Raw genomic sequence first — 19095 nt, forward strand, 5'->3', positions numbered from 1 at the left:
GCTTCACTCAGCCGGCGGCAACTCGCTGACATCCATCGTCTGCAGCCTGTCGCCGATTGCTGGCGCGTCACCCGGTGCGGCACGGCCGCGCCGGGAATTCTCGGAGATATCGATGATCGGTTGCGACGCCCCGCTGCGCGCCATCGAAGGCACCGGTTCGAGGTCGCTCTCCTGGAGGAGTGTCGCGGGGCCATTGCCGGCGCGGTCGCCGCGGGCTGCTTCCAGCTGACCCGTCAGGATCGCCCGATCGGTGCGCAACTGGCGGATCTCAGATTTGGCGATCTCGAGGCTCGTGCGCAACTGGCTGATCTCGTGGCGGTCGGTATCGGCGCGCGTCTCCATGTCACGGCGCGCCTCATCCCAGTCGCGGTCGCGCTGGTTGCGCGCACCCTCGAATTCGCGCAGCTTCAGCGTGAGTTCGCCGTTCTGCATGGCGAGGTCGCGGCGGGCATTCTCGCTTTCGCTGCCGACGGCACGGGCGCGTGCCAGTTCGTCCGCCAGCCGTTCGGCGCGGGCGGTGGTCGACTGCATCTCGCTCTTGGTTCGTTTCAGCTCGGCCCGCGTCGTGCGCAGTTCCTCGTCCGTCATGCGGTTGCGGCCATTGGCGGTCGCCAGCAGCTTCTCGGCCAGCTCCGCCTTGGAGCCGATCGCCTCCTGACGCGTGTTCATGTGCGCGATCTGCAGCGCGGTCGCGTTCTGGACGCCCTCCAGCTCCTCTTCGAGGTTGCGGTTCTTCTCCTCCAGAACGGTGATCTCCTGGCGAAGACCGGTGACGTTCGCCTGCAGGCTGCGAACGAGGGATTCCTGCTGGGTCAGCGTGTTCCTCAGCTGACCCTTTTCCTCGTTCTGGCGCGTCAACTCGCGCGCCTGCGCGGCCGTCTCCCGGCGCGAGGTCTCGATCAGCAACTGGTGGGCGGTGGATTCGACGTCGAACTTCTCCCGCAGCGCCGAGAGTTCGCGGCTGCGGATCTCCAGCTCCCTCTGGGTGCGCTTCATCAGCGCGTTCGCCTCGTCAAACTGGCCGCTTCTGTCGGACATCTCGCGTTCGGCATCGGCCAGCCGCATCTCCACGATGGAGAGCTCCTCGCAGGTCACACCGTGCAGTGCCTGGAGCTTGACGAATTCCTGCCGGATCGCGTCGATCTCGACACGCAACTGGGCGTTGCTGGCGCGGACCTCCTTGTTGTCGGAGGCAAGCCGGCCGTTGTCCTGTTCGAGCCTCTTGCGGGTTCCGGTCTCGTGCTCCAGAAGCGACCCGAGCCGGTTGCATTCGGACCGCAGCCCGCCGACTTCGGACAGCAGGCGCGCATGGCCGGTGACGAGCGTCGATACGCGATCCTGCACGTGGACGAGCGTCGTGACGAGTTCCTCGGAGGATTGCTTGTTTTCCTCGAGCGCCAGGCCGAAGGCCTCGAAGTCGAGCGGATCGGCGGATGCGGCAGGCGCCATCGGATCGACGGGCGGCGAAGCAGCTACGGACGAGCCGCCCGCGGCAAGTCCGTCCGGCCCGTACCGGGTTGCAGGATTGGCGGCATGCCGGCCGCTGTCCTCACTACGACGAAAAAGGTTCATGACCATCCCTCAGCCCCTGGGCGACGTCAAACTGTCCTGCAACCCGTCACCCCGCCCCAGGGGCCTCGAACTGCGCATTTGCTTCCGTATTTCAGCATGTTCGCATGGTTGGCCCGCTTCCGGGCCCTGTCGCGAGCAGGTAAGCCGCTCGCGGCAAAATTGTCAAAACGGGACGATGCACCGAACGAGGCAGCTGGGGGTAATCAACAGCTTTATTTTGTACCGCCGAGGCAGGTTGCAACCTGACGTTACGGTAGTTTAGCGACTGCTTCTCCGCCCCCGCGCCCGCCCGCATGCGCCGCCCTTGCAATGCGGTTCCAAAAAGGGCAAAGCACGGGCCAATGGATGAGCCCCGGATCCCCTTCATGCGTGCGAAGCCAAAGACAGCGCGTCCGATCGATCACCTGGTCCTGCCGGTCAGCGAGATCGCGGCGGCGCGGCAACGGCTGACCATGCTGGGTTTCACCGTCGCAGCCGATGCGCACCATCCCTTCGGCACGGAAAACTGCTGCGTCTTTCTTGCCGACGGCAGCTATCTGGAACCGCTCGGGATCGCCAACCGGGAGGACTGCGAGGCGGCGGCGCGGGCGGGCAACGTCTTCGTCGGACGGGACCAGGCCTTCCGCTTCCGCCGCGGCGTCGAAGGGTTTTCGGGGATCGCCATGGCGAGCGAGGACGCGCGCGGCGACTATGCCCGCTATCGTGCCGAGGGCCTTTCTGGCGGCGGGATGCTGGAATTCTCGCGCGACATGCTTCTGCCCGACGGCAGCAGCGCCACCGGCAGCTTCCGTCTCGCCTTTGCCGCCGATGCGCGCTCGCCCGATTTCTTCTTCTTCGCCTCGCAGCGGCTCGTCGCTCTGCCGTCGGACCGCAAGGCGCTGGAGCGGCATCCCAACGGTGCCGTTGCGCTGTCGGAAGTCGTGCTGTCGGAGCAGAACCCGACCGATTTCCAGTATCTGCTGCAGACGGTCGCAGACGAGCGCGAGGTCGAGGCCCATTCCTTCGGCATGAGCGTGGATACGCCGCGTGGCCGCATCAGCGTGCTCAATTTCGCCGGGATGCAGGGCTTCTATGGCATCGAGCCGAAATCGACCGATCGCGGGCTGAAGGGCGAGGCGGTGGTGTTCCGGGTGGAGGATCTCGGTCGCTGCCGCAGGCATCTGGAAGACAACGCCATCGAATATGTGGAGCGCGGCGGCCGCCTGCTGGTGCCGGCCGCGCCGGGGCAGGGTGCCCTTTTCGTCTTTGGAGATTGATATGGAAACCAACGCAGTCGTCACCGCCGGGGAAGGCAAGGGCAAGGTCACGTTCTCGCAGAAGGAGCGGCTGACGCTGATCGCCGGTCCCTGCCAGATGGAGAGCCGCGACCATGCCTTCATGATCGCCGGCACGCTGAAGGAACTGTGCGGCAAGCTCGGCATGGGCCTCGTCTACAAGTCGTCGTACGACAAGGCGAACCGCACCTCGCTTTCGGGCAAGCGCGGTATCGGCCTGGAGAAGGCGATGGAGATCTTTTCCGACCTGAAGGCGGAATTCGGCTTTCCGGTCCTGACCGACATCCACACCGAGGAACAGTGCGCGCTGGTGGCGCCGACCGTCGATGTCCTGCAGATCCCGGCCTTCCTGTCGCGCCAGACCGACCTGCTCGTCGCGGCCGCAAAGACCGGGCGCGTCATCAACGTCAAGAAGGGGCAGTTCCTGGCGCCCTGGGACATGAAGAACGTGCTGGCGAAATTCACCGACAGCGGCAATCCGAACGTGCTGCTCTGCGAACGCGGCGCCTCCTTCGGCTACAACACGCTCGTCTCCGACATGCGCTCGCTGCCGATCATGGCCTCGCTCGGCGCGCCGGTCGTGTTCGACGCCACCCATTCGGTGCAGCAGCCGGGTGGGCAGGGAGGCTCGTCCGGCGGCCAGCGCGAATTCGTCGAGACGCTGGCGCGGGCAGCGGTCGCCGTCGGCGTCGCCGGCGTCTTCATCGAGACGCACGAGGATCCGGACAACGCGCCCTCGGACGGACCGAACATGGTGCCGCTGAAGGACATGCCGCGGCTTCTGGAAAAGCTGCTGGCCTTCGACGCCGTCGCCAAGGGCTGACCGTGTATCGTGGCGCCGTCATCACGATGGTGTCACAAGGCTCGGTTAGCCGGAGACGGCGCGCTTGCAATTCCGTCGGCTTCGACTAAGAGCTTTCAATCGATTAGATCACCGCTGACCCGCTCATACACAGGGAAGAAAACCATGACCGCAATCATCGACATCATCGGCCGCGAGATCCTCGACAGCCGCGGCAATCCGACCGTCGAAGTGGACGTTCACCTCGAGGACGGCAGTTTCGGCCGCGCCGCGGTTCCCTCGGGCGCCTCCACCGGCGCGCATGAGGCGGTCGAACTGCGCGACGGCGGCACCCGCTACCTCGGCAAGGGCGTCGAGCGCGCCGTCGATGCGGTCAACGGCGAAATCTTCGAGGCGATCGGCGGCCTTGAGGCCGAGGACCAGATCGCGATCGACGAGGCGATGATCGAGCTCGACGGTACGCCGAACAAGGCACGCCTGGGCGCCAACGCCATCCTCGGCGTCTCGCTTGCCGTCGCCAAGGCGGCTGCGGCCGCTTCCGGCCTGCCGCTCTACCGCTATGTCGGCGGCCCGAACGCCCGCGTTCTGCCGGTGCCGATGATGAACATCATCAACGGCGGCGCGCATGCCGACAACCCGATCGACTTCCAGGAGTTCATGATCGTGCCGGTCGGCGCCGACACCATCCGAGACGCCGTCCGGATGGGCTCGGAAGTGTTCCACACGCTGAAGAAGCAGCTCGCCGCCGACGGCCACAACACCAATGTCGGCGACGAGGGCGGATTCGCGCCGGGGCTGGCGTCGGCACCGGCCGCGCTCGACTTCATCATGAAGTCGATCGAGAAAGCCGGCTACAAGCCGGGCGACGACATGTTCATCGCGCTCGACTGCGCCTCGACCGAGTTCTTCAAGGACGGCAAGTACGTGCTCGAAGGCGAAGGCCGCACGCTGGAGCCGGGCGCCATGGCCGACTATCTGGCCGAACTGTCCGGCAAGTACCCGATCTTCTCGATCGAGGACGGCATGGCCGAAGACGACTGGGACGGCTGGAAGACGCTGACCGACAAGATCGGCTCCAAGGTCCAGCTCGTCGGCGACGACCTGTTCGTGACCAATTCGGCCCGCCTGCGCGACGGCATCAAGATGGGCGTCGCCAACTCGATCCTCGTCAAGGTCAACCAGATCGGATCGCTGTCGGAGACGCTGGACGCGGTCGAGACCGCGCACAAGGCCAGCTACACCGCGGTCATGTCGCACCGCTCGGGCGAGACCGAGGACTCCACCATCTCCGACCTCGCCGTCGCCACCAATTGCGGTCAGATCAAGACCGGCTCGCTGGCCCGCTCCGACCGGACCGCGAAGTACAACCAGCTGATCCGCATCGAGGAGCAGCTCGGCCCGCAGGCCAGGTACGCCGGCCGCTCGATCCTGCGCGGGTGATGACCAGGTTCCGGTGAGGCAGCTTGCCCCTCACCCTCACCCTCTCCCCGCAAGCAGGGAGAGGGGACGAGGCAGGAGCCGCAGGCCTTGCGCCATTCCCGTCGCCGGATCGTTGGGCAACTGCCGCATCCACCGGCCTTGCCTTGAACGATGAACCGGGGCAGGGCATTTGCCACGCGCTTCCTTCGCCCCGCTTGCGGGGAGAATGTGCCGGCAGGCGGATGAGGGGCGATCGTCCGGCATTTCCAATTCCATCATGGTCAACGCTCGGTTAACCGATCGACGCTAGAGTGTCTCCGTACTGCGTATCGGGACTTTTCCATGTGGACCAAGCATCACAAGAAGCGCCGGCTCGGCCGGTTCATCGTTCCGGCGATCACCGTCGCCTTTCTCTCCTATTTCAGCTATCATTCCGTCCACGGCGATTTCGGCCTGCGGGCGATGGAGCGGTTCGAGCGCACCCGGGTGACGCGGCAGGCCAAGCTCGACGTGCTGGTCGGCGAGCGCAGGCGGCTCGAGCGCGAGGTGGCGCTGATGAGCGACGGCTCGCTGGAAAGGGACATGCTGGACGAAAAGGCGCGCTTCGCACTGAACATGTCCCGGGTCGACGAAATCGTGATTTTTCACTGATTTCGGCGATTAACCTGAAATAAGTTAATTTCAAATATTTGAACAATTTCAAATATTTAGAGCGAATGCTAGCCATGCATTTATGGCATTGCTGAGGCCGCTTTCTTCCCCTATGTTGCCGCCAATGGCAGAAACTCGGGAGGATTGTATGGCTCCGCGCAAGACCGCGACCGTATCGAGCCGCAAAACAGCGGCAAAACCTGTCAAGAAAGACTTCAACGGCGGTACCATCGTCGACTTTTCCAAGGAACAGGATCTGAACGCCTACCGCGAAATGCTGCTGATCCGGCGTTTCGAGGAGAAGGCGGGCCAGCTTTACGGCATGGGCTTCATCGGCGGTTTCTGTCACCTCTACATCGGCCAGGAAGCCGTCGTCGTCGGCATGCAGATGGCGCTGAAGGACGGCGACCAGGTCATTACCGGCTACCGCGACCACGGCCACATGCTGGCCTGCGGCATGAGCGCACGCGGGGTGATGGCGGAACTGACCGGACGCCAGGGCGGCCTTTCCAAGGGCAAGGGCGGCTCCATGCACATGTTCTCCAAGGAGAAGCACTTCTACGGCGGCCACGGCATCGTCGGCGCGCAGGTGTCTCTCGGCACCGGCCTCGCCTTCGCCAACCGCTACCGCGGCAACGACAACGTCTCGCTCGCCTATTTCGGCGATGGCGCGGCCAACCAGGGCCAGGTCTACGAGAGCTTCAACATGGCCGCTCTCTGGAAGCTGCCGGTGATCTACATCATCGAGAACAACCGCTACGCCATGGGCACAGCCGTCTCGCGCGCGTCCGCCCAGACCGATTTCTCCCAGCGCGGCGCCTCCTTCAATATTCCGGGCTACCAGGTGGACGGCATGGATGTCCGCGCCGTCAAGGCTGCCGCCGACGAGGCGGTCGAGCATTGCCGCGCCGGCAAGGGGCCGATCATCCTGGAAATGCTCACCTACCGCTATCGCGGCCACTCCATGTCCGACCCGGCGAAGTATCGCACCAAGGACGAGGTGCAGAAGATGCGCTCCGAGCACGATCCGATCGAGCAGGTGCGGGCGCGCCTCCTGGAGAAGAAGTGGGCTTCCGAGGACGAGTTGAAGCAGATCGACAAGGACGTCCGCGACGTGGTTGCAGATTCGGCCGATTTCGCCCAGTCCGATCCGGAGCCGGATGTCTCCGAGCTCTACACCGACATTCTGATCTGACCCGGGCGGAGGAAACACCATGCCAATCGATATTCTCATGCCCGCCCTGTCGCCGACGATGGAAGAGGGCACGCTGTCCAAGTGGCTCAAGAACGAGGGCGACAACGTCAAGGCCGGCGACGTGATCGCCGAGATCGAGACCGACAAGGCGACCATGGAAGTGGAAGCCGTCGACGAGGGCACGATCGCCAAGATCGTCGTGCCCGCCGGTACCGAGAACGTGAAGGTCAATACGCTGATCGCACTGCTCGCCGAGGAAGGCGAGGACGTAGACCAACTCGGCAAGGGTGTCGGCGAGGACGAGGTCGAGGCCGGGCCGAAGGGTGCCGAGGTCGAGGCACCGAAGCCGGCGCCGGCCGCCGCGGCACCGGTCCCGGCCGCACCGAAGGTCGAAGTCGCCGCCGATCCGGACATTCCGGCCGGCACCGAGATGGTCTCCACCACCGTTCGCGAAGCACTGCGCGACGCCATGGCCGAAGAGATGCGCCGCGACGGCGACGTCTTCGTCATGGGCGAAGAAGTGGCCGAATACCAGGGGGCCTACAAGATCACGCAGGGTTTGCTGCAGGAATTCGGCGCCAACCGCGTCATCGACACCCCGATCACCGAGCATGGCTTCGCCGGCGTCGGCGTCGGTGCGGCGATGACCGGCCTGAAGCCGATCGTCGAATTCATGACCTTCAACTTCGCCATGCAGGCGATCGACCAGATCATCAATTCCGCCGCCAAGACGCTCTATATGTCCGGCGGCCAGATGGGGGCGCCGATCGTCTTCCGCGGCCCGAACGGTGCTGCGGCCCGCGTCGCCGCCCAGCACTCGCAGTGCTATGCCGCCTGGTACAGCCACATTCCGGGTCTCAAGGTCGTCATGCCCTATACGGCGGCCGACGCCAAGGGCCTGCTGAAGGCTGCGATCCGCGATCCGAACCCGGTCATCTTCCTGGAAAACGAGATCCTCTACGGCCAGCACTTCGACGTGCCGAAGCTCGACGATTTCGTGCTGCCGATCGGCAAGGCGCGCATCCACAAGGCCGGCAAGGATGTGACCGTCGTTTCCTTCGGCATCGGCATGACCTATGCGACGAAGGCGGTCGCCGAACTCGAGAAGGACGGCATCGACGTCGAACTGATCGACCTGCGCACCATCCGTCCGATGGACCTGCCGACGATCATCGAATCGGTGAAGAAGACCGGCCGCCTCGTCACCGTCGAGGAAGGCTATCCGCAGAACTCGGTCGGCACCGAGATCGCCACCCGCGTCATGCAGCAGGCGTTCGACTATCTGGATGCGCCGATCCTGACGATCGCCGGCAAGGACGTGCCGATGCCGTATGCGGCCAACCTCGAGAAGCTCGCGCTTCCGAACGTCGGCGAAGTCGTCCAGGCGGTGAAGACCGTCTGCTACAAATAACGGGAGGGTGAGACATGCCGATCAATATCACCATGCCTGCCCTGTCGCCGACCATGGAGGAGGGCAATCTCTCCAAGTGGCTCGTGAAGGAGGGCGACACCGTCAAGTCCGGCGACGTGATCGCCGAGATCGAGACCGACAAGGCGACCATGGAAGTGGAAGCCGTCGATGAGGGTGTCGTCGCCAAGATCGTCGTTCCGGCCGGCACCGAGGGCGTGAAGGTCAATTCGCTGATCGCGGTTCTGGCTGCGGACGGTGAGGATGTGAAGGCTGCGGCAAGTGGTGCGGGCAGCGCTGCTCCGGGACCGAAGGCGGAGGCAACTCCGGCCGCCGCACCAGAGCCTGCCGCAAAGAGTGAGGCAGCGCCCGCCCAGCCGGCCCCGGCGCCTGCCACGGCTGCTCCCGCCGCCAAGGCTGACGGCAATCGCACTTTCTCTTCTCCGCTGGCCCGTCGTCTGGCGAAGGAAGCCGGGATCGACATTTCGGCCGTTGCCGGCTCCGGCCCGCATGGCCGCGTGGTGAAGGCCGACGTCGAGGCTGCCGTTTCCGGCGGCGGCGCGAAGAAGGCTGCGACGCCTGCTGCTGCCGCGACGGCACCTGCCGCCCCGCTGGCCAAGGGTGCGTCCGACGACACGGTCCTGAAGCTGTTCGAGGAAGGTTCCTACGAGCTCGTGCCGCATGACGGCATGCGCAAGACGATCGCCCGCCGGCTGGTGGAATCCAAGCAGACCGTGCCGCATTTTTATGTCTCGGTCGATTGTGAGCTCGACGCGCTGATGGCGCTGCGGGCGCAGTTGAACTCCGCTGCGCACGAGAAGGACGGCAAGCCAGCCTACAAGCTGTCGGTCAACGACATGGTGATCAAGGCCATGGCGCTCGCCCTGCGCGACGTTCCGGACGCCAACGTATCCTGGACCGACGCCGCGATGGTCAAGCACAAGCATTCCGACGTCGGCGTCGCCGTATCGATCCCGGGCGGCCTGATCACGCCGATCATCCGCCATGCCGAGACCAAGAGCCTGTCGGCCATCTCCAACGAGATGAAGGACCTCGGCAAGCGGGCGAAGGAACGCAAGCTGAAGCCCGAGGAATACCAGGGCGGCACGACCTCGGTCTCCAACATGGGCATGATGGGCGTGAAGAACTTCGCCGCCGTCATCAACCCGCCGCATGCCACGATCCTGGCGGTCGGTGCAGGCGAGCAGCGCGTCGTGGTAAAGAGCGGCGAGATGGTCATCGTCCAGGCGATGACGGTCACGCTCTCGACCGACCACCGCTGCGTCGACGGTGCGCTGGGTGCCGAGTTGCTGCAGGCGTTCAAACGCTACATCGAGAGCCCGATCGGGATGCTGGTCTGAAATTGGTCAAACGCACTGGAAGCTATCTTGGTGGATCAACACAGTGGCAGTTGACTGCCACTTCCCCAGGCGCGCTGGCGGATAAGAAGAAGCAAAAACGTTCACAGAAGAAGGTGTTGCAAGGTGTTCTGGTGTCGTTTGGAGTGAGTATATCCAGACTAGAGAGTAGCCTTGAGATTGCGGCGAAAGGTCAGTTCGGCGTAAAATTTTATGCTCTCGACGTTTCTTCTCGATGTGATTTTTTAAGGAAAATCATAAGGAAAGACGCAGAAAGACTTTGTTGCTCGAGAAATTTGCACAAGGCTGTCGAGTTATATGAGCGTATGCTTCGGCAACAGTTTGGTGTCAATAAATGGTGAAAACGGTCCTCTGCTATGGCGACAGCCTCACCTGGGGCTATGACGCGGAGACGTTCGGGCGCCATGCGCCGGAGGACCGTTGGCCGAGCGTGCTTGCAAAGGCGCTCGGGCCCGGCGTGCAGGTGATCTCCGAAGGCCTGAATGGGCGGACGACTGCCTATGACGACCATCTCGCCGATTGCGACCGGAACGGCGCGCGCATCCTGCCGACGATCCTGCACAGCCACGACCCGATCGATCTCGTCGTCCTCATGCTCGGCGCCAACGACATGAAGCCGATCGTCTGCGGCACGGCCTTCGGTGCGATGCGGGGCATGGAGCGGCTGGTCGATCTCGTGCGGCATCATGCCTGGTCGTTCGAGGGCACGGAGCAGCCGGAGATCCTGATCGTCTCGCCGCCGCCGCTCTGCGAGACGGCGAACGCGGCCTTTGCGGCGATGTTTTCCGGTGGCGTCGAGCAGTCGGCGATGCTGGCGACGCTCTATGCGGACCTCGCCGACGAGAAGGGCTGCGGCTTCTTCGATGCGGGCTCGGTGGCCAGGACCGCGCCGCTCGACGGCGTGCATCTGGACGCGGAGAATACGCGCGCCATCGGACGCGGGCTGGAGCCGGTCGTGCGCATGATGCTCGGGCTTTGAGAGGCGCAATGCCATCAACCGTTGCGAAGAGACGTTTGATGGGGATCAAGGAGTGAAAGCCCCGGGGAGCTAGGCTTGTTGCATCGACGCCAAGAAGGAGATGCGCCATGTCGAATACCCCGCACAAGCTGGCAGACGAATTCCCCGAATATGTCGGCGCGATCCGGCATCTGCGGGAGGTCGATGGTCACTTCAACCGCATCGCCGACGCGTACGACGCGGTGAATCGGGCGATCCATCGGGCCGAGACGGATATCGAGCCGGTGGACGACTTTCGCATGACGGACATGCGCAAGGAACGGATGCGGCTGAAGGACGAAATCTACGGGTTGCTCGGGCGTTTCGAGGCCTTCGAAGAGCAGCCCTGAGGGCGGAAGACCGCTTCCGCTCCTGCGACAACGACGGATGGTTCTCGCAAACGGGGATCGCCGCAGAAGAAAAGAGGAGTGGAAGCGCTCATGTCGAATGCCTACGACGTCATAGTCATCGGTTCGGGTCCAGGCGGCTATATCGCCGCGATCCGCGCCGCCCAGCTCGGATTGAAGACCGCGATCGTCGAGCGCGAGCACCTGGCCGGCATCTGCTCCAACTGGGGCTGCATCCCGACCAAGGCGCTGTTGCGCTCGGCCGAGATCTTCCATTACGCCCAGCATCCGGGCGACTACGGCATCAAGATCGAAGGCAGCGTGACGCCCGACCTGAAGGCGATCGTCGCCCGCTCGCGCGGCATCGCCCAGCGCATGAACGGCGGCGTCGGCTTCCTGATGAAGAAGAACAAGGTCGACATCATCTGGGGCGAGGCGAAGCTTTCGAAGCCCGGCGAGATCGTCGTGTCCAAGTCTTCCAAGAAGCCGGTCGAGCCGCAGGCGCCGCTGCCGAAGAACGTGCTGCCCGAGGGCACCTATACCGCCAAGCACATCATCGTCGCGACCGGCGCCCGCCCGCGCGCGCTTCCCGGGATCGAGCCGGACGGCAAGCTGATCTGGACCTATTTCGAGGCGATGAAGCCGGCCGAAATGCCGAAGTCGCTGCTGGTCATGGGCTCGGGCGCGATCGGCATCGAATTCGCCTCGTTCTACCGCACGCTCGGCGTCGACGTCACCGTCGTCGAGGTGATGAAGACGGTCATGCCGGTCGAGGACGCGGAAATCTCGGCGCTCGCCAAGAAGCAGTTCGAGAAGCAGGGCATGAAGATCCACCTGGAGGCCAAGGTCACCAAGGTGGAGAAGGGTGCCAATTCCATCACCGCCCATGTCGAGATGAAGGACGGCAAGATCGAGAAGATCACGGCCGACCGTATGATCTCGGCCGTCGGCGTCCAGGCCAATGTCGAGAATATCGGGCTGGAGGCGCTCGGCGTGAAGACCGACCGCGGCTTCATCGCCATCGACGGCTACGGCAAGACCAACGTGCCGGGCATCTATGCGATCGGCGACGTCGCCGGTCCGCCGATGCTGGCCCACAAGGCCGAGCACGAGGCGGTGATCTGCGTGGAAAAGATCGCGGGCCTGCCGAACGTCCATCCGATGGACAAGCTGAAGATCCCGGGCTGCACCTACTGCCATCCGCAGGTCGCCTCGGTCGGGCTGACGGAAGCCAAGGCCAAGGAGCAGGGCCGCGACATCCGCGTCGGCCGCTTCCCCTTCGTCGCCAACGGCAAGGCGATCGCGCTCGGCGAGGACCAGGGCCTCGTCAAGACGATCTTCGACAAGAAGACCGGCGAATTGCTGGGCGCGCATCTTGTCGGCGCCGAGGTGACCGAACTGATCCAGGGCTTCGTCGTCGCCATGAACCTCGAGACGACTGAGGAAGAACTGATGCACACCATCTTCCCGCACCCGACCATCTCGGAGACGCTGAAGGAAAGCGTGCTCGACGCATACGGGCGGGCGCTGAACGCTTAAGGGGAGGCACGGGGCCCTCGGGCTGCCCCTCACCCTAGCCCTCTCCCCGCAAGCGGGGAGAGGGGATGCGCCAGGTCTGATGTCGACGGAGGCGTTGCAGCATCCGTCCTTCTCCCCGCCAACGGGGAGAAGGCGCCGGCAGGCGGATGAGGGGCGCGGACGCAGGTTCTCGCGGTTGGGGCAATGCGGTCAGCCGCTCTCGATCGTCATCCCGGACTTGATCCGGGATCCAGCAGCGCCGCGTCTGCGGCGCGGAAATGCTCTTCTCGCGCAAGGACTTGCGCGGGCTGGATGCCGGATCAAGTCCGGCATGACGGAAGGTGAGGCGGTCTTGCGCGTCACCCGGCGGAAGCTAGCCGGCGCACGGGAACGCATTGTGCACGGCGCGGTCGTGCCCATATGACGAAGGGGCGATGCGGTCGCCCAACAGATGCGAAGGAACGGACGGCATGGAAGTGGGCTGGTTTGCGGGGATCATCATCGGGGGGCTGGCGGGCTGGCTCGCCGGCAAGCTGATGGATATCCGGTTCGGCATCTTCATGAACATCGTGATCGGCATGGTCGGCGCGGTGGTGGCGAATGCGGTCTTCGATGCCGCCGGCATCCATGTCGCCAGCGGCTGGCTGGGTTACCTAGTGCAGGGTTTCGTCGGTTCGTGCATTTTGCTATTTGTCGCCAAACTCGTCAGGCGTTGACGAAAAATCCCGCTCGGACGCGTGTCGCGCAAGAGGCTCCGACATGCGGTTGAAAGAAGCGGCTGAAGGCAGGTTTTGATGGTCACCATTCTCGACAGGACGGTCCCCGGCGAAGAAAAGCGCCTCCGGCATCCGGAAAAGGCGCATCGCCCCGACAACGAGGTCATGCGCAAGCCGGACTGGATCCGCGTGCGTGCGCCCGTCTCCAAGGGCTACCAGGAGACGCGCTCGATCGTGAAGGAAAACAAGCTGGTGACGGTCTGCGAGGAAGCGGGCTGCCCCAATATCGGCGAGTGCTGGGACAAGAAGCACGCCACCTTCATGATCATGGGCGAGATCTGTACGCGCGCCTGCGCGTTCTGCAACGTCGCCACCGGCAAGCCGAACGCGCTGGACATGGCCGAGCCGGAGAACGTGGCCAAGGCCGTCCGGGAGATGGGGCTCAGCCACGTCGTCATCACCTCGGTCGATCGCGACGACCTGGAGGACGGCGGCGCGGAGCATTTCGAGAAGGTGATCTGGGCGATCCGTGCGGCATCGCCTTCCACCACCATCGAGATCCTCACGCCTGACTTCCTGAAGAAGCCCGGCGCACTGGAGCGGGTCGTTGCCGCCAAGCCCGATGTCTTCAACCACAACATGGAGACGGTCGCCGGCAATTACCTGACGGTCCGCCCGGGCGCGCGCTATTTCCACTCCATCCGCCTCCTGCAGCGGGTGAAGGAACTGGATCCGACCATGTTCACCAAGTCCGGCATCATGGTCGGCCTCGGCGAGGAGCGCAACGAGGTGCTGCAATTGATGGACGACCTGCGCACCGCAGACGTCGACTTCCTGACGATCGGCCAGTACCTGCAGCCGACCCGCAAGCACCACAAGGTCGAGGCGTTCATCACCCCGGATGAGTTCAAGTCCTACGAGACGGTCGCCTACACCAAGGGCTTCCTGATGGTCGCCTCGAGCCCGTTGACGCGCTCGTCGCACCATGCCGGCGACGACTTCGCCCGCCTGCGGGCCGCCCGTGAGAAGAAACTTCTGGCTGCAGCCGAATAGACATCCGCGCTGTTATCCCTTAAAGCCCCGCCCTCCATCCGACGGCGGGGCTTTTCTGTTCGGGAGCAGGCGATGACGGTTTCGATCACGATCGACGAGGCGGCCGTTCGGCTGCGCCGGGCTGAACGGGTGCTCGTCATCGGCTGCTCGGGCAGCGGCAAGAGCACGCTCGCCCGGCGGCTATCCGGAACGCTCGGCTTGCGCCACGTCCCGATGGACCGCGAGATCTTCTGGATGCCCGGCTGGCGGATGCGCCCGCGGGACGAGGCGCTGGCGCGTCTGAGGGAGGTCTTGGCTGCCGACGCCTGGATCGTCGACGGCACCAGCCCCGGCACGCTGCCGTTGCGGCTGCCGCGCAGCGACCTCGTCATCTGGATGCGGCCGCCGCGGCGGGTCTCGCTCTGCGGAGTGCTGGGGCGCTGGCTGAAATGCCGGGGCCGGACGCGCCCGGACATGGCCGATGGCTGCCCGGAGCGGATCAGCCTGGAATTTCTGCGCTACGTCTGGAATTTCGAGCGGACGGAGAGCCCGGAGATCGAGGCGCGGCTGGGCGAGCACGCCACGGTGCCCGTGGTCGTGTTGCGCTCGCGGCCGGAGGCGGACAGGCTGGCGGTGGCGGTTGCGACGACGACCGGCGATGCCCGGGTCCTCATCGATCGGGGCATTTCCCGCAGCGTGCCGGCACGGCGCCGGACGCCATCGTCACATTAGCAATCGCGCAAAGAGATTGTCGGCTGCCGCTTGCAGGCGTAGGCTGTGCGGACCGCGCGCCGGGGGAGGCGGGCGGCGAACCGGGCCCGGCCTATTCCGGCGGGGCGGTCCTCAATCCGCAGGGAGGATTGCGGATGGAAGTCGACAGCCTGTTCCATCTGGCGGCGGCCGAGGCCGCGCGCTTCCGCAACGCCGTGGCCGAGCGGCCACATCGGCCGATGCGCGGCTATGCCGATAGCGTCGCGATGTTTTCCGAGCCGTTGCCCGATGCCGGCGCCGACGCCGAGGGTGTGATCATGCAACTTGTCGTCATGGCCGAGCCGGGGCTCCATCTGATGACGGGGCCGCGCTTCTTCGGCTGGGTGATCGGCGGTTCGCATCCCGCCGGCGTCGCTGCCGACATGCTGACCTCGGCCTGGGGGCAGAACGCCGGCAATCATGCTGCGGCGCCCGCCGCGGCTGCCGCCGAGGTCGTCGCGGCGCGCTGGCTGCTCGAACTGCTCGATCTGCCGCGCGAAAGCTCCGTCGGCTTCGTCACCGGCGCCACCGTCGCCAATTTCACCTGCCTGGCTGCGGCACGCGGCGCGGTTCTTCGCGCGCACGGCTGGGATCCGGATTCGCGCGGCCTGTTCGGGGCGCCGCCGCTGACCGTCCTGATCGGCGACGACGCGCATACCACGGTGTTCTCGGCGCTGCAGTTTCTCGGGCTCGGCCACGACCGCGTGGTGCGGATCGAGACGGACGGGGAGGGACGGATACGCCCGGCCGCCTTCGAACGGGCCCTGGCAAAGTGCCGCGGCCCGGTGCTGGCTATCCTGCAGGCCGGTCAGATCAACACCGGCGCCTTCGATCCCTTCGCCGTGCTGATCCCGCTCGCGAAAGCCGCCGGCGCGTGGGTGCATGTCGATGGCGCATTCGGGCTCTGGGCGCGCGCCAGCGCCGACAGGCGTGCGCTCGCCGAAGGTGTCGAACTGGCCGACAGCTGGGCGACCGACGGGCACAAATGGCTGCAGACGCCCTATGACAGCGGCTATGCGATCGTCCGGGACGAGATGGCGCACCGCCGGGCGATGACGATCGCGGCGAGCTACCTGCCGCTGGCGGAGGCGGGCGAGCGTGACCCGAGCCACTATGTGCCGGAACTGTCGCGCCGGGCGCGGGGCTTTGCCACCTGGGCGATGATTCGCCACCTTGGCCGCAGCGGCATCGCCGCCATGATCGAGCGGAACTGCCGGGCCGCCGCGACGCTGGCCGGACGGCTGGGCGAGCACAACGGCATTGCGGTGCTGAACAGGGTGCAACTGAACCAGGTGGTGCTGCGGTTCGGAGCGAAGCTCTCGCCGGACGCCGGCGACCGGCTGACGCAGGCGGTGATCGCGCTGGTGCAGAAGGATGGGCGGGTCTTTGCCGGCGGTGCGGTCTGGCGGGGCCGGCAGGTCATGCGGCTGTCGGTCTGCAACTGGCAGACCGACGAGCAGGAGGCGCAGCTTGCCGCCGACGCCATCCTGTCGGCCTATGAGCGGGCGACGGATGACGCCGGCTGAGGCCTATGCCTGGGCGAAAGCGTCGCGATCGGTGCGCGCCATCTTGTTTCGCGGCGCGTGTTTCAATATCTCCAGCCCATGCCAAAGTTCGAAACCCGGCGGCCGGTGCCGCACAGCCCGGAACAGATGTATGCCCTCGTCGCCGACGTGGAGCGCTATCCCGAGTTCCTGCCGCTCTGCGAGGGGCTCGCCATCCGCTCGCGCAAGGAGCGCGACGGCAGGGAACTGCTGGTGGCGGACATGACGGTCGGCTACAAGGCGATCCGCGAGACCTTCACCACGCAGGTGCTGCTCAACCCCGCCGAAGAGGCGATCGACGTCAAGTATCTGGACGGTCCGTTCCGCTATCTCGACAATCGCTGGCGGTTCGAGCCCTTGGGCGAGGGCAGGTGCAACGTGCACTTCTTCATCGACTACGAGTTCAAGAGCCGGATTCTCGGCGCGCTGATGGGCTCGATGTTCGACCGCGCCTTCCACATGTTCTCCGAAGCCTTCGAGAAGCGCGCCGATACGATCTACGGCAGCTGAACAAATCGCCCGCCTCATCCGTCACGACTGCAAGGGTCGGGGGATGCTGGAGTTTCGGGCATGCAGAGATGGCTTCTTGCACTGAACGTCCTGTCGCTGGCCGTCGCCGCCTTTCTCGTCTTTGCAGACCAGAAGGGTGTTGCCGGCAGCGGCGCCTCGTCCGTCTCTGCGTCGATGGCGGGTGCGCCGGCTCCGGGCGCACGCCGCTTCGCGCCGCAGCGTTGAAGCAAACGGGCGTTCAGTCGGTTCCGATTTCGGCCAGCATCGCCAGCGCGGTGCGAACCGTGGCAAGGCGGATTTTGTGGCGGCCGATCTCGCCATAGCGCATCGCCCGGTGCAGCACGCGGCCATCGCGGCGTGCCGCCGCGAGGTGCACGAGGCCGACGGGCTTTTCCGGCGATCCGCCGCCGGGACCGGCGATGCCGGTAACGGCGACAGTGCAATCGGCCTTCGAGGCCGAAAGCGCCCCTTCGGCCATCTCCCGCGCCGTCTGTTCGGAGACGGCGCCATGCGCCGACAGCGTCTCCGGCCGGACGCCGAGAAGTGCGGTCTTCGCCTCGTTGGAATAGGTGACGAAGCCGCGGTCGACGACCGCCGACGAGCCGGCGATCTCGGTAAGTGCGCCGGCGATGAGGCCGCCGGTGCAGGATTCGGCCGTCGCGACCAGAAGCCCGCGCGCGGTGAAATCGGAAATCAGCCGGGCGGCCGCCTTTTCGATATCGTCAGGCCACATGCTCATGACGCCTGTCCGCGGTAGACGACGGTGGCGGTGGCGATCGCGGCGATCCCCTCGCGGCGGCCGACGAAGCCGATCGTCTCGTTGGTCGTCGCCTTGACCGAGCAGCGCTCGATCGCGATGCCGAGGACTTCGGACAGCCTGCGGCGCATATCCTCCCGGTGCGGTCCGATCTTCGGCGCCTCGGCGATCAGCGACACGTCGGCATTCATGATCGTGCCGCCGCGCGCGCGGACGAGCCTTGCCGCATGCTCGATGAAGATGCTGGACGCCGCCCCCTTCCATTGCGGATCGGAGGGCGGGAAATGATCGCCGATGTCGCCGGAGCCGCAGGTGGCAAGCAGCGCGTCGGTCAGCGCATGCAGCGCCACGTCCGCATCGGAGTGGCCCTTCAGCCTCTGGTCGTGCGGGATGAAGATGCCGCAAAGCGTGACGCCGTCGCCGGGCTCGAGCTGGTGGACGTCATAGCCGTTGCCGGTGCGTACGTCTGGAAGCGGCGCGGAGAGCCGTTCGTCTGCCATGATCAGGTCCTTCTGCAGGGTCAGCTTGACGTTGGCGGCCGATCCCTCGACGAGCCGGACGGGGACGCCCGCCCACTCGGCGATCGCCGCATCGTCGGTGAAGTCGTCGCGACCGTCCTCGGCGGCGCGCCGGTGGGCGTCGCGAATGGTGGCGAAATGGAAGGCCTGCGGTGTCTGGGCGGCAAAGAGGCCGGTGCGCGACACCGTCTCCAGCACGTGGCCGGCGGCATCGGAGCGCTTGAGCGTGTCGGCGACGGCGACCACCGGCAGGACGGCGTACTCGCCCGATGCAAGCGCGGCCGCGATCCGGTCGAGCAGGGCCTTCTCGATGAAGGGCCGGACGGCATCCTGGATGAGCACCTGGTCGACGTCGAAGGGCGACAGCGCCTCGAGGCCGGCGAGCACGGACTGCTGTCGCGTGCGGCCGCCGGTCACGGCGATGATCCGGTCCCGGCCGCCCTCCAGATGGTCCAGCGCGGCGTCGAACAGGTCGCGGTCGTCGGGATGGATAACGACGACGATCCGGCAGGCGGGGTCCCATTTGACAAAGGCGTCGAGGGTATGGGAAATAACGGGCCTTCCGGCGATCCGGCGATATTGCTTCGGGCCGTCCGGATGCGATCCGGCCCGTTCGCCGCGCCCGGCGGCGACGACGATCACGCCGCAATTGATCGGTTTCTGTGCGCCCATCCTGTCCTGGTTCCCTCACGGTAGAGCCGTTCCG

20 protein-coding genes are annotated in these 19095 nt (G+C 65.5%); 17 read left to right on the forward strand and 3 right to left on the reverse strand.

All coding sequences use genetic code 11. The features are described from left to right. Positions 1-3: 3 nt before the first annotated feature. Positions 4-1572, reverse strand: a complete 1569-nt coding sequence (locus tag OCK02_RS15065) for a hypothetical protein (protein WP_263813772.1) — start codon at positions 1570-1572, stop codon at positions 4-6. 365 nt (positions 1573-1937) lie between these two features. Here OCK02_RS15065 and OCK02_RS15070 point away from each other — a divergent pair, with 365 nt between their 5' ends. The 17 genes from OCK02_RS15070 to OCK02_RS15150 all read left to right on the forward strand — a co-directional run bounded on the left by OCK02_RS15070 (position 1938) and on the right by OCK02_RS15150 (position 17339). Further along, positions 1938-2828 (forward strand): VOC family protein, encoded by an 891-nt coding sequence (locus OCK02_RS15070; protein WP_263813773.1) that lies wholly within the window; start codon positions 1938-1940, stop codon positions 2826-2828. Between the two features lies 1 nt (position 2829). Then, a complete protein-coding gene (gene kdsA, locus OCK02_RS15075; RefSeq protein ID WP_263813774.1) occupies positions 2830-3669 on the forward strand; it encodes a 3-deoxy-8-phosphooctulonate synthase in 840 nt (279 codons plus the stop codon). Between the two features lie 144 nt (positions 3670-3813). After that, positions 3814-5088 carry a phosphopyruvate hydratase gene (eno, locus tag OCK02_RS15080; RefSeq protein WP_263813775.1) on the forward strand — a complete coding sequence of 425 codons (1275 nt, stop codon included), beginning with the start codon at positions 3814-3816 and terminating at the stop codon, positions 5086-5088. A gap of 321 nt (positions 5089-5409) precedes the next feature. Beyond that, positions 5410-5718, forward strand: a complete 309-nt coding sequence (locus OCK02_RS15085) for an FtsB family cell division protein (protein WP_230805473.1) — start codon at positions 5410-5412, stop codon at positions 5716-5718. Positions 5719-5866: 148 nt separating this feature from the next. Next, complete coding sequence (gene pdhA / locus OCK02_RS15090; RefSeq protein ID WP_230805475.1) at positions 5867-6913, forward strand: pyruvate dehydrogenase (acetyl-transferring) E1 component subunit alpha; 1047 nt, start codon at positions 5867-5869, stop codon at positions 6911-6913. 58 nt (positions 6914-6971) lie between these two features. Continuing rightward, positions 6972-8324 (forward strand): pyruvate dehydrogenase complex E1 component subunit beta, encoded by a 1353-nt coding sequence (locus OCK02_RS15095; protein ID WP_412178842.1) that lies wholly within the window; start codon positions 6972-6974, stop codon positions 8322-8324. Between the two features lie 14 nt (positions 8325-8338). Next, positions 8339-9682, forward strand: coding sequence for a pyruvate dehydrogenase complex dihydrolipoamide acetyltransferase (locus OCK02_RS15100; RefSeq protein WP_263813777.1), 1344 nt, complete (start codon positions 8339-8341; stop codon positions 9680-9682). A gap of 2 nt (positions 9683-9684) precedes the next feature. Next, the gene (locus tag OCK02_RS15105) at positions 9685-10041 is read left to right on the forward strand and encodes a hypothetical protein (protein WP_263813778.1); all 357 of its coding nucleotides are present in this window, start codon (positions 9685-9687) and stop codon (positions 10039-10041) included. Next, positions 10035-10679, forward strand: a complete 645-nt coding sequence (locus OCK02_RS15110; protein WP_263813779.1) for an SGNH/GDSL hydrolase family protein — start codon at positions 10035-10037, stop codon at positions 10677-10679. The genes OCK02_RS15105 and OCK02_RS15110 overlap by 7 nt, the downstream gene beginning before the upstream one ends. 107 nt (positions 10680-10786) lie before the next feature. Then, a complete protein-coding gene (locus tag OCK02_RS15115; RefSeq protein ID WP_263813780.1) occupies positions 10787-11047 on the forward strand; it encodes a YdcH family protein in 261 nt (86 codons plus the stop codon). Positions 11048-11137: 90 nt separating this feature from the next. Further along, positions 11138-12583, forward strand: coding sequence for a dihydrolipoyl dehydrogenase (gene lpdA / locus OCK02_RS15120; protein WP_263813781.1), 1446 nt, complete (start codon positions 11138-11140; stop codon positions 12581-12583). 449 nt (positions 12584-13032) lie between these two features. Continuing rightward, on the forward strand, positions 13033-13278 hold the full coding sequence (locus OCK02_RS15125) for a GlsB/YeaQ/YmgE family stress response membrane protein (RefSeq protein WP_230805487.1): 246 nt from the start codon (positions 13033-13035) through the stop codon (positions 13276-13278). Between the two features lie 78 nt (positions 13279-13356). After that, positions 13357-14331 (forward strand): lipoyl synthase, encoded by a 975-nt coding sequence (gene lipA / locus OCK02_RS15130; protein ID WP_263813782.1) that lies wholly within the window; start codon positions 13357-13359, stop codon positions 14329-14331. A gap of 72 nt (positions 14332-14403) precedes the next feature. Further along, positions 14404-15042, forward strand: a complete 639-nt coding sequence (locus OCK02_RS15135) for an AAA family ATPase (RefSeq protein ID WP_263813783.1) — start codon at positions 14404-14406, stop codon at positions 15040-15042. Positions 15043-15176: 134 nt separating this feature from the next. Further along, on the forward strand, positions 15177-16586 hold the full coding sequence (locus OCK02_RS15140) for a pyridoxal phosphate-dependent decarboxylase family protein (RefSeq protein WP_263813784.1): 1410 nt from the start codon (positions 15177-15179) through the stop codon (positions 16584-16586). Between the two features lie 78 nt (positions 16587-16664). Further along, positions 16665-17114, forward strand: a complete 450-nt coding sequence (locus OCK02_RS15145) for a type II toxin-antitoxin system RatA family toxin (protein WP_230805494.1) — start codon at positions 16665-16667, stop codon at positions 17112-17114. Positions 17115-17174: 60 nt separating this feature from the next. Further along, positions 17175-17339, forward strand: a complete 165-nt coding sequence (locus OCK02_RS15150) for a hypothetical protein (protein ID WP_230805496.1) — start codon at positions 17175-17177, stop codon at positions 17337-17339. Between the two features lie 13 nt (positions 17340-17352). Here the strand turns inward: OCK02_RS15150 and OCK02_RS15155 are convergent, their stop codons facing one another. Further along, the gene (locus OCK02_RS15155) at positions 17353-17847 is read right to left on the reverse strand and encodes a CinA family protein (protein ID WP_263813865.1); all 495 of its coding nucleotides are present in this window, start codon (positions 17845-17847) and stop codon (positions 17353-17355) included. A 2-nt stretch (positions 17848-17849) separates the two neighbouring features. Next, entirely contained in the window at positions 17850-19061 is a 1212-nt protein-coding gene (locus OCK02_RS15160) for a bifunctional 2-C-methyl-D-erythritol 4-phosphate cytidylyltransferase/2-C-methyl-D-erythritol 2,4-cyclodiphosphate synthase (protein WP_263813785.1), read from the reverse strand. Positions 19062-19095: the final 34 nt, after the last annotated feature.

Source organism: Rhizobium sp. TRM96647, assembly GCF_025780115.1.
Classification (GTDB): domain Bacteria; phylum Pseudomonadota; class Alphaproteobacteria; order Rhizobiales; family Rhizobiaceae; genus Mycoplana.

Excerpts from the sequence above, each read along its gene's own strand:
- OCK02_RS15150 (WP_230805496.1), top strand. The coding sequence starts at position 17,175 with ATGCAGAGATGGCTTCTTGCACTGAACGTCCTGTCGCTGGCCGTCGCC.
- lpdA (WP_263813781.1), top strand. The coding sequence starts at position 11,138 with ATGTCGAATGCCTACGACGTCATAGTCATCGGTTCGGGTCCAGGCGGC.
- lipA (WP_263813782.1), top strand. The coding sequence starts at position 13,357 with ATGGTCACCATTCTCGACAGGACGGTCCCCGGCGAAGAAAAGCGCCTC.
- kdsA (WP_263813774.1), top strand. The coding sequence starts at position 2,830 with ATGGAAACCAACGCAGTCGTCACCGCCGGGGAAGGCAAGGGCAAGGTC.
- OCK02_RS15085 (WP_230805473.1), top strand. The coding sequence starts at position 5,410 with ATGTGGACCAAGCATCACAAGAAGCGCCGGCTCGGCCGGTTCATCGTT.
- OCK02_RS15160 (WP_263813785.1), bottom strand. The coding sequence starts at position 19,061 with ATGGGCGCACAGAAACCGATCAATTGCGGCGTGATCGTCGTCGCCGCC.
- OCK02_RS15095 (WP_412178842.1), top strand. The coding sequence starts at position 6,972 with ATGGAAGAGGGCACGCTGTCCAAGTGGCTCAAGAACGAGGGCGACAAC.
- OCK02_RS15065 (WP_263813772.1), bottom strand. The coding sequence starts at position 1,572 with ATGAACCTTTTTCGTCGTAGTGAGGACAGCGGCCGGCATGCCGCCAAT.
- eno (WP_263813775.1), top strand. The coding sequence starts at position 3,814 with ATGACCGCAATCATCGACATCATCGGCCGCGAGATCCTCGACAGCCGC.
- OCK02_RS15135 (WP_263813783.1), top strand. The coding sequence starts at position 14,404 with ATGACGGTTTCGATCACGATCGACGAGGCGGCCGTTCGGCTGCGCCGG.
- OCK02_RS15115 (WP_263813780.1), top strand. The coding sequence starts at position 10,787 with ATGTCGAATACCCCGCACAAGCTGGCAGACGAATTCCCCGAATATGTC.
- OCK02_RS15145 (WP_230805494.1), top strand. The coding sequence starts at position 16,665 with ATGCCAAAGTTCGAAACCCGGCGGCCGGTGCCGCACAGCCCGGAACAG.
- OCK02_RS15140 (WP_263813784.1), top strand. The coding sequence starts at position 15,177 with ATGGAAGTCGACAGCCTGTTCCATCTGGCGGCGGCCGAGGCCGCGCGC.
- OCK02_RS15155 (WP_263813865.1), bottom strand. The coding sequence starts at position 17,847 with ATGTGGCCTGACGATATCGAAAAGGCGGCCGCCCGGCTGATTTCCGAT.
- OCK02_RS15110 (WP_263813779.1), top strand. The coding sequence starts at position 10,035 with ATGGTGAAAACGGTCCTCTGCTATGGCGACAGCCTCACCTGGGGCTAT.
- pdhA (WP_230805475.1), top strand. The coding sequence starts at position 5,867 with ATGGCTCCGCGCAAGACCGCGACCGTATCGAGCCGCAAAACAGCGGCA.
- OCK02_RS15100 (WP_263813777.1), top strand. The coding sequence starts at position 8,339 with ATGCCGATCAATATCACCATGCCTGCCCTGTCGCCGACCATGGAGGAG.
- OCK02_RS15125 (WP_230805487.1), top strand. The coding sequence starts at position 13,033 with ATGGAAGTGGGCTGGTTTGCGGGGATCATCATCGGGGGGCTGGCGGGC.
- OCK02_RS15070 (WP_263813773.1), top strand. The coding sequence starts at position 1,938 with ATGCGTGCGAAGCCAAAGACAGCGCGTCCGATCGATCACCTGGTCCTG.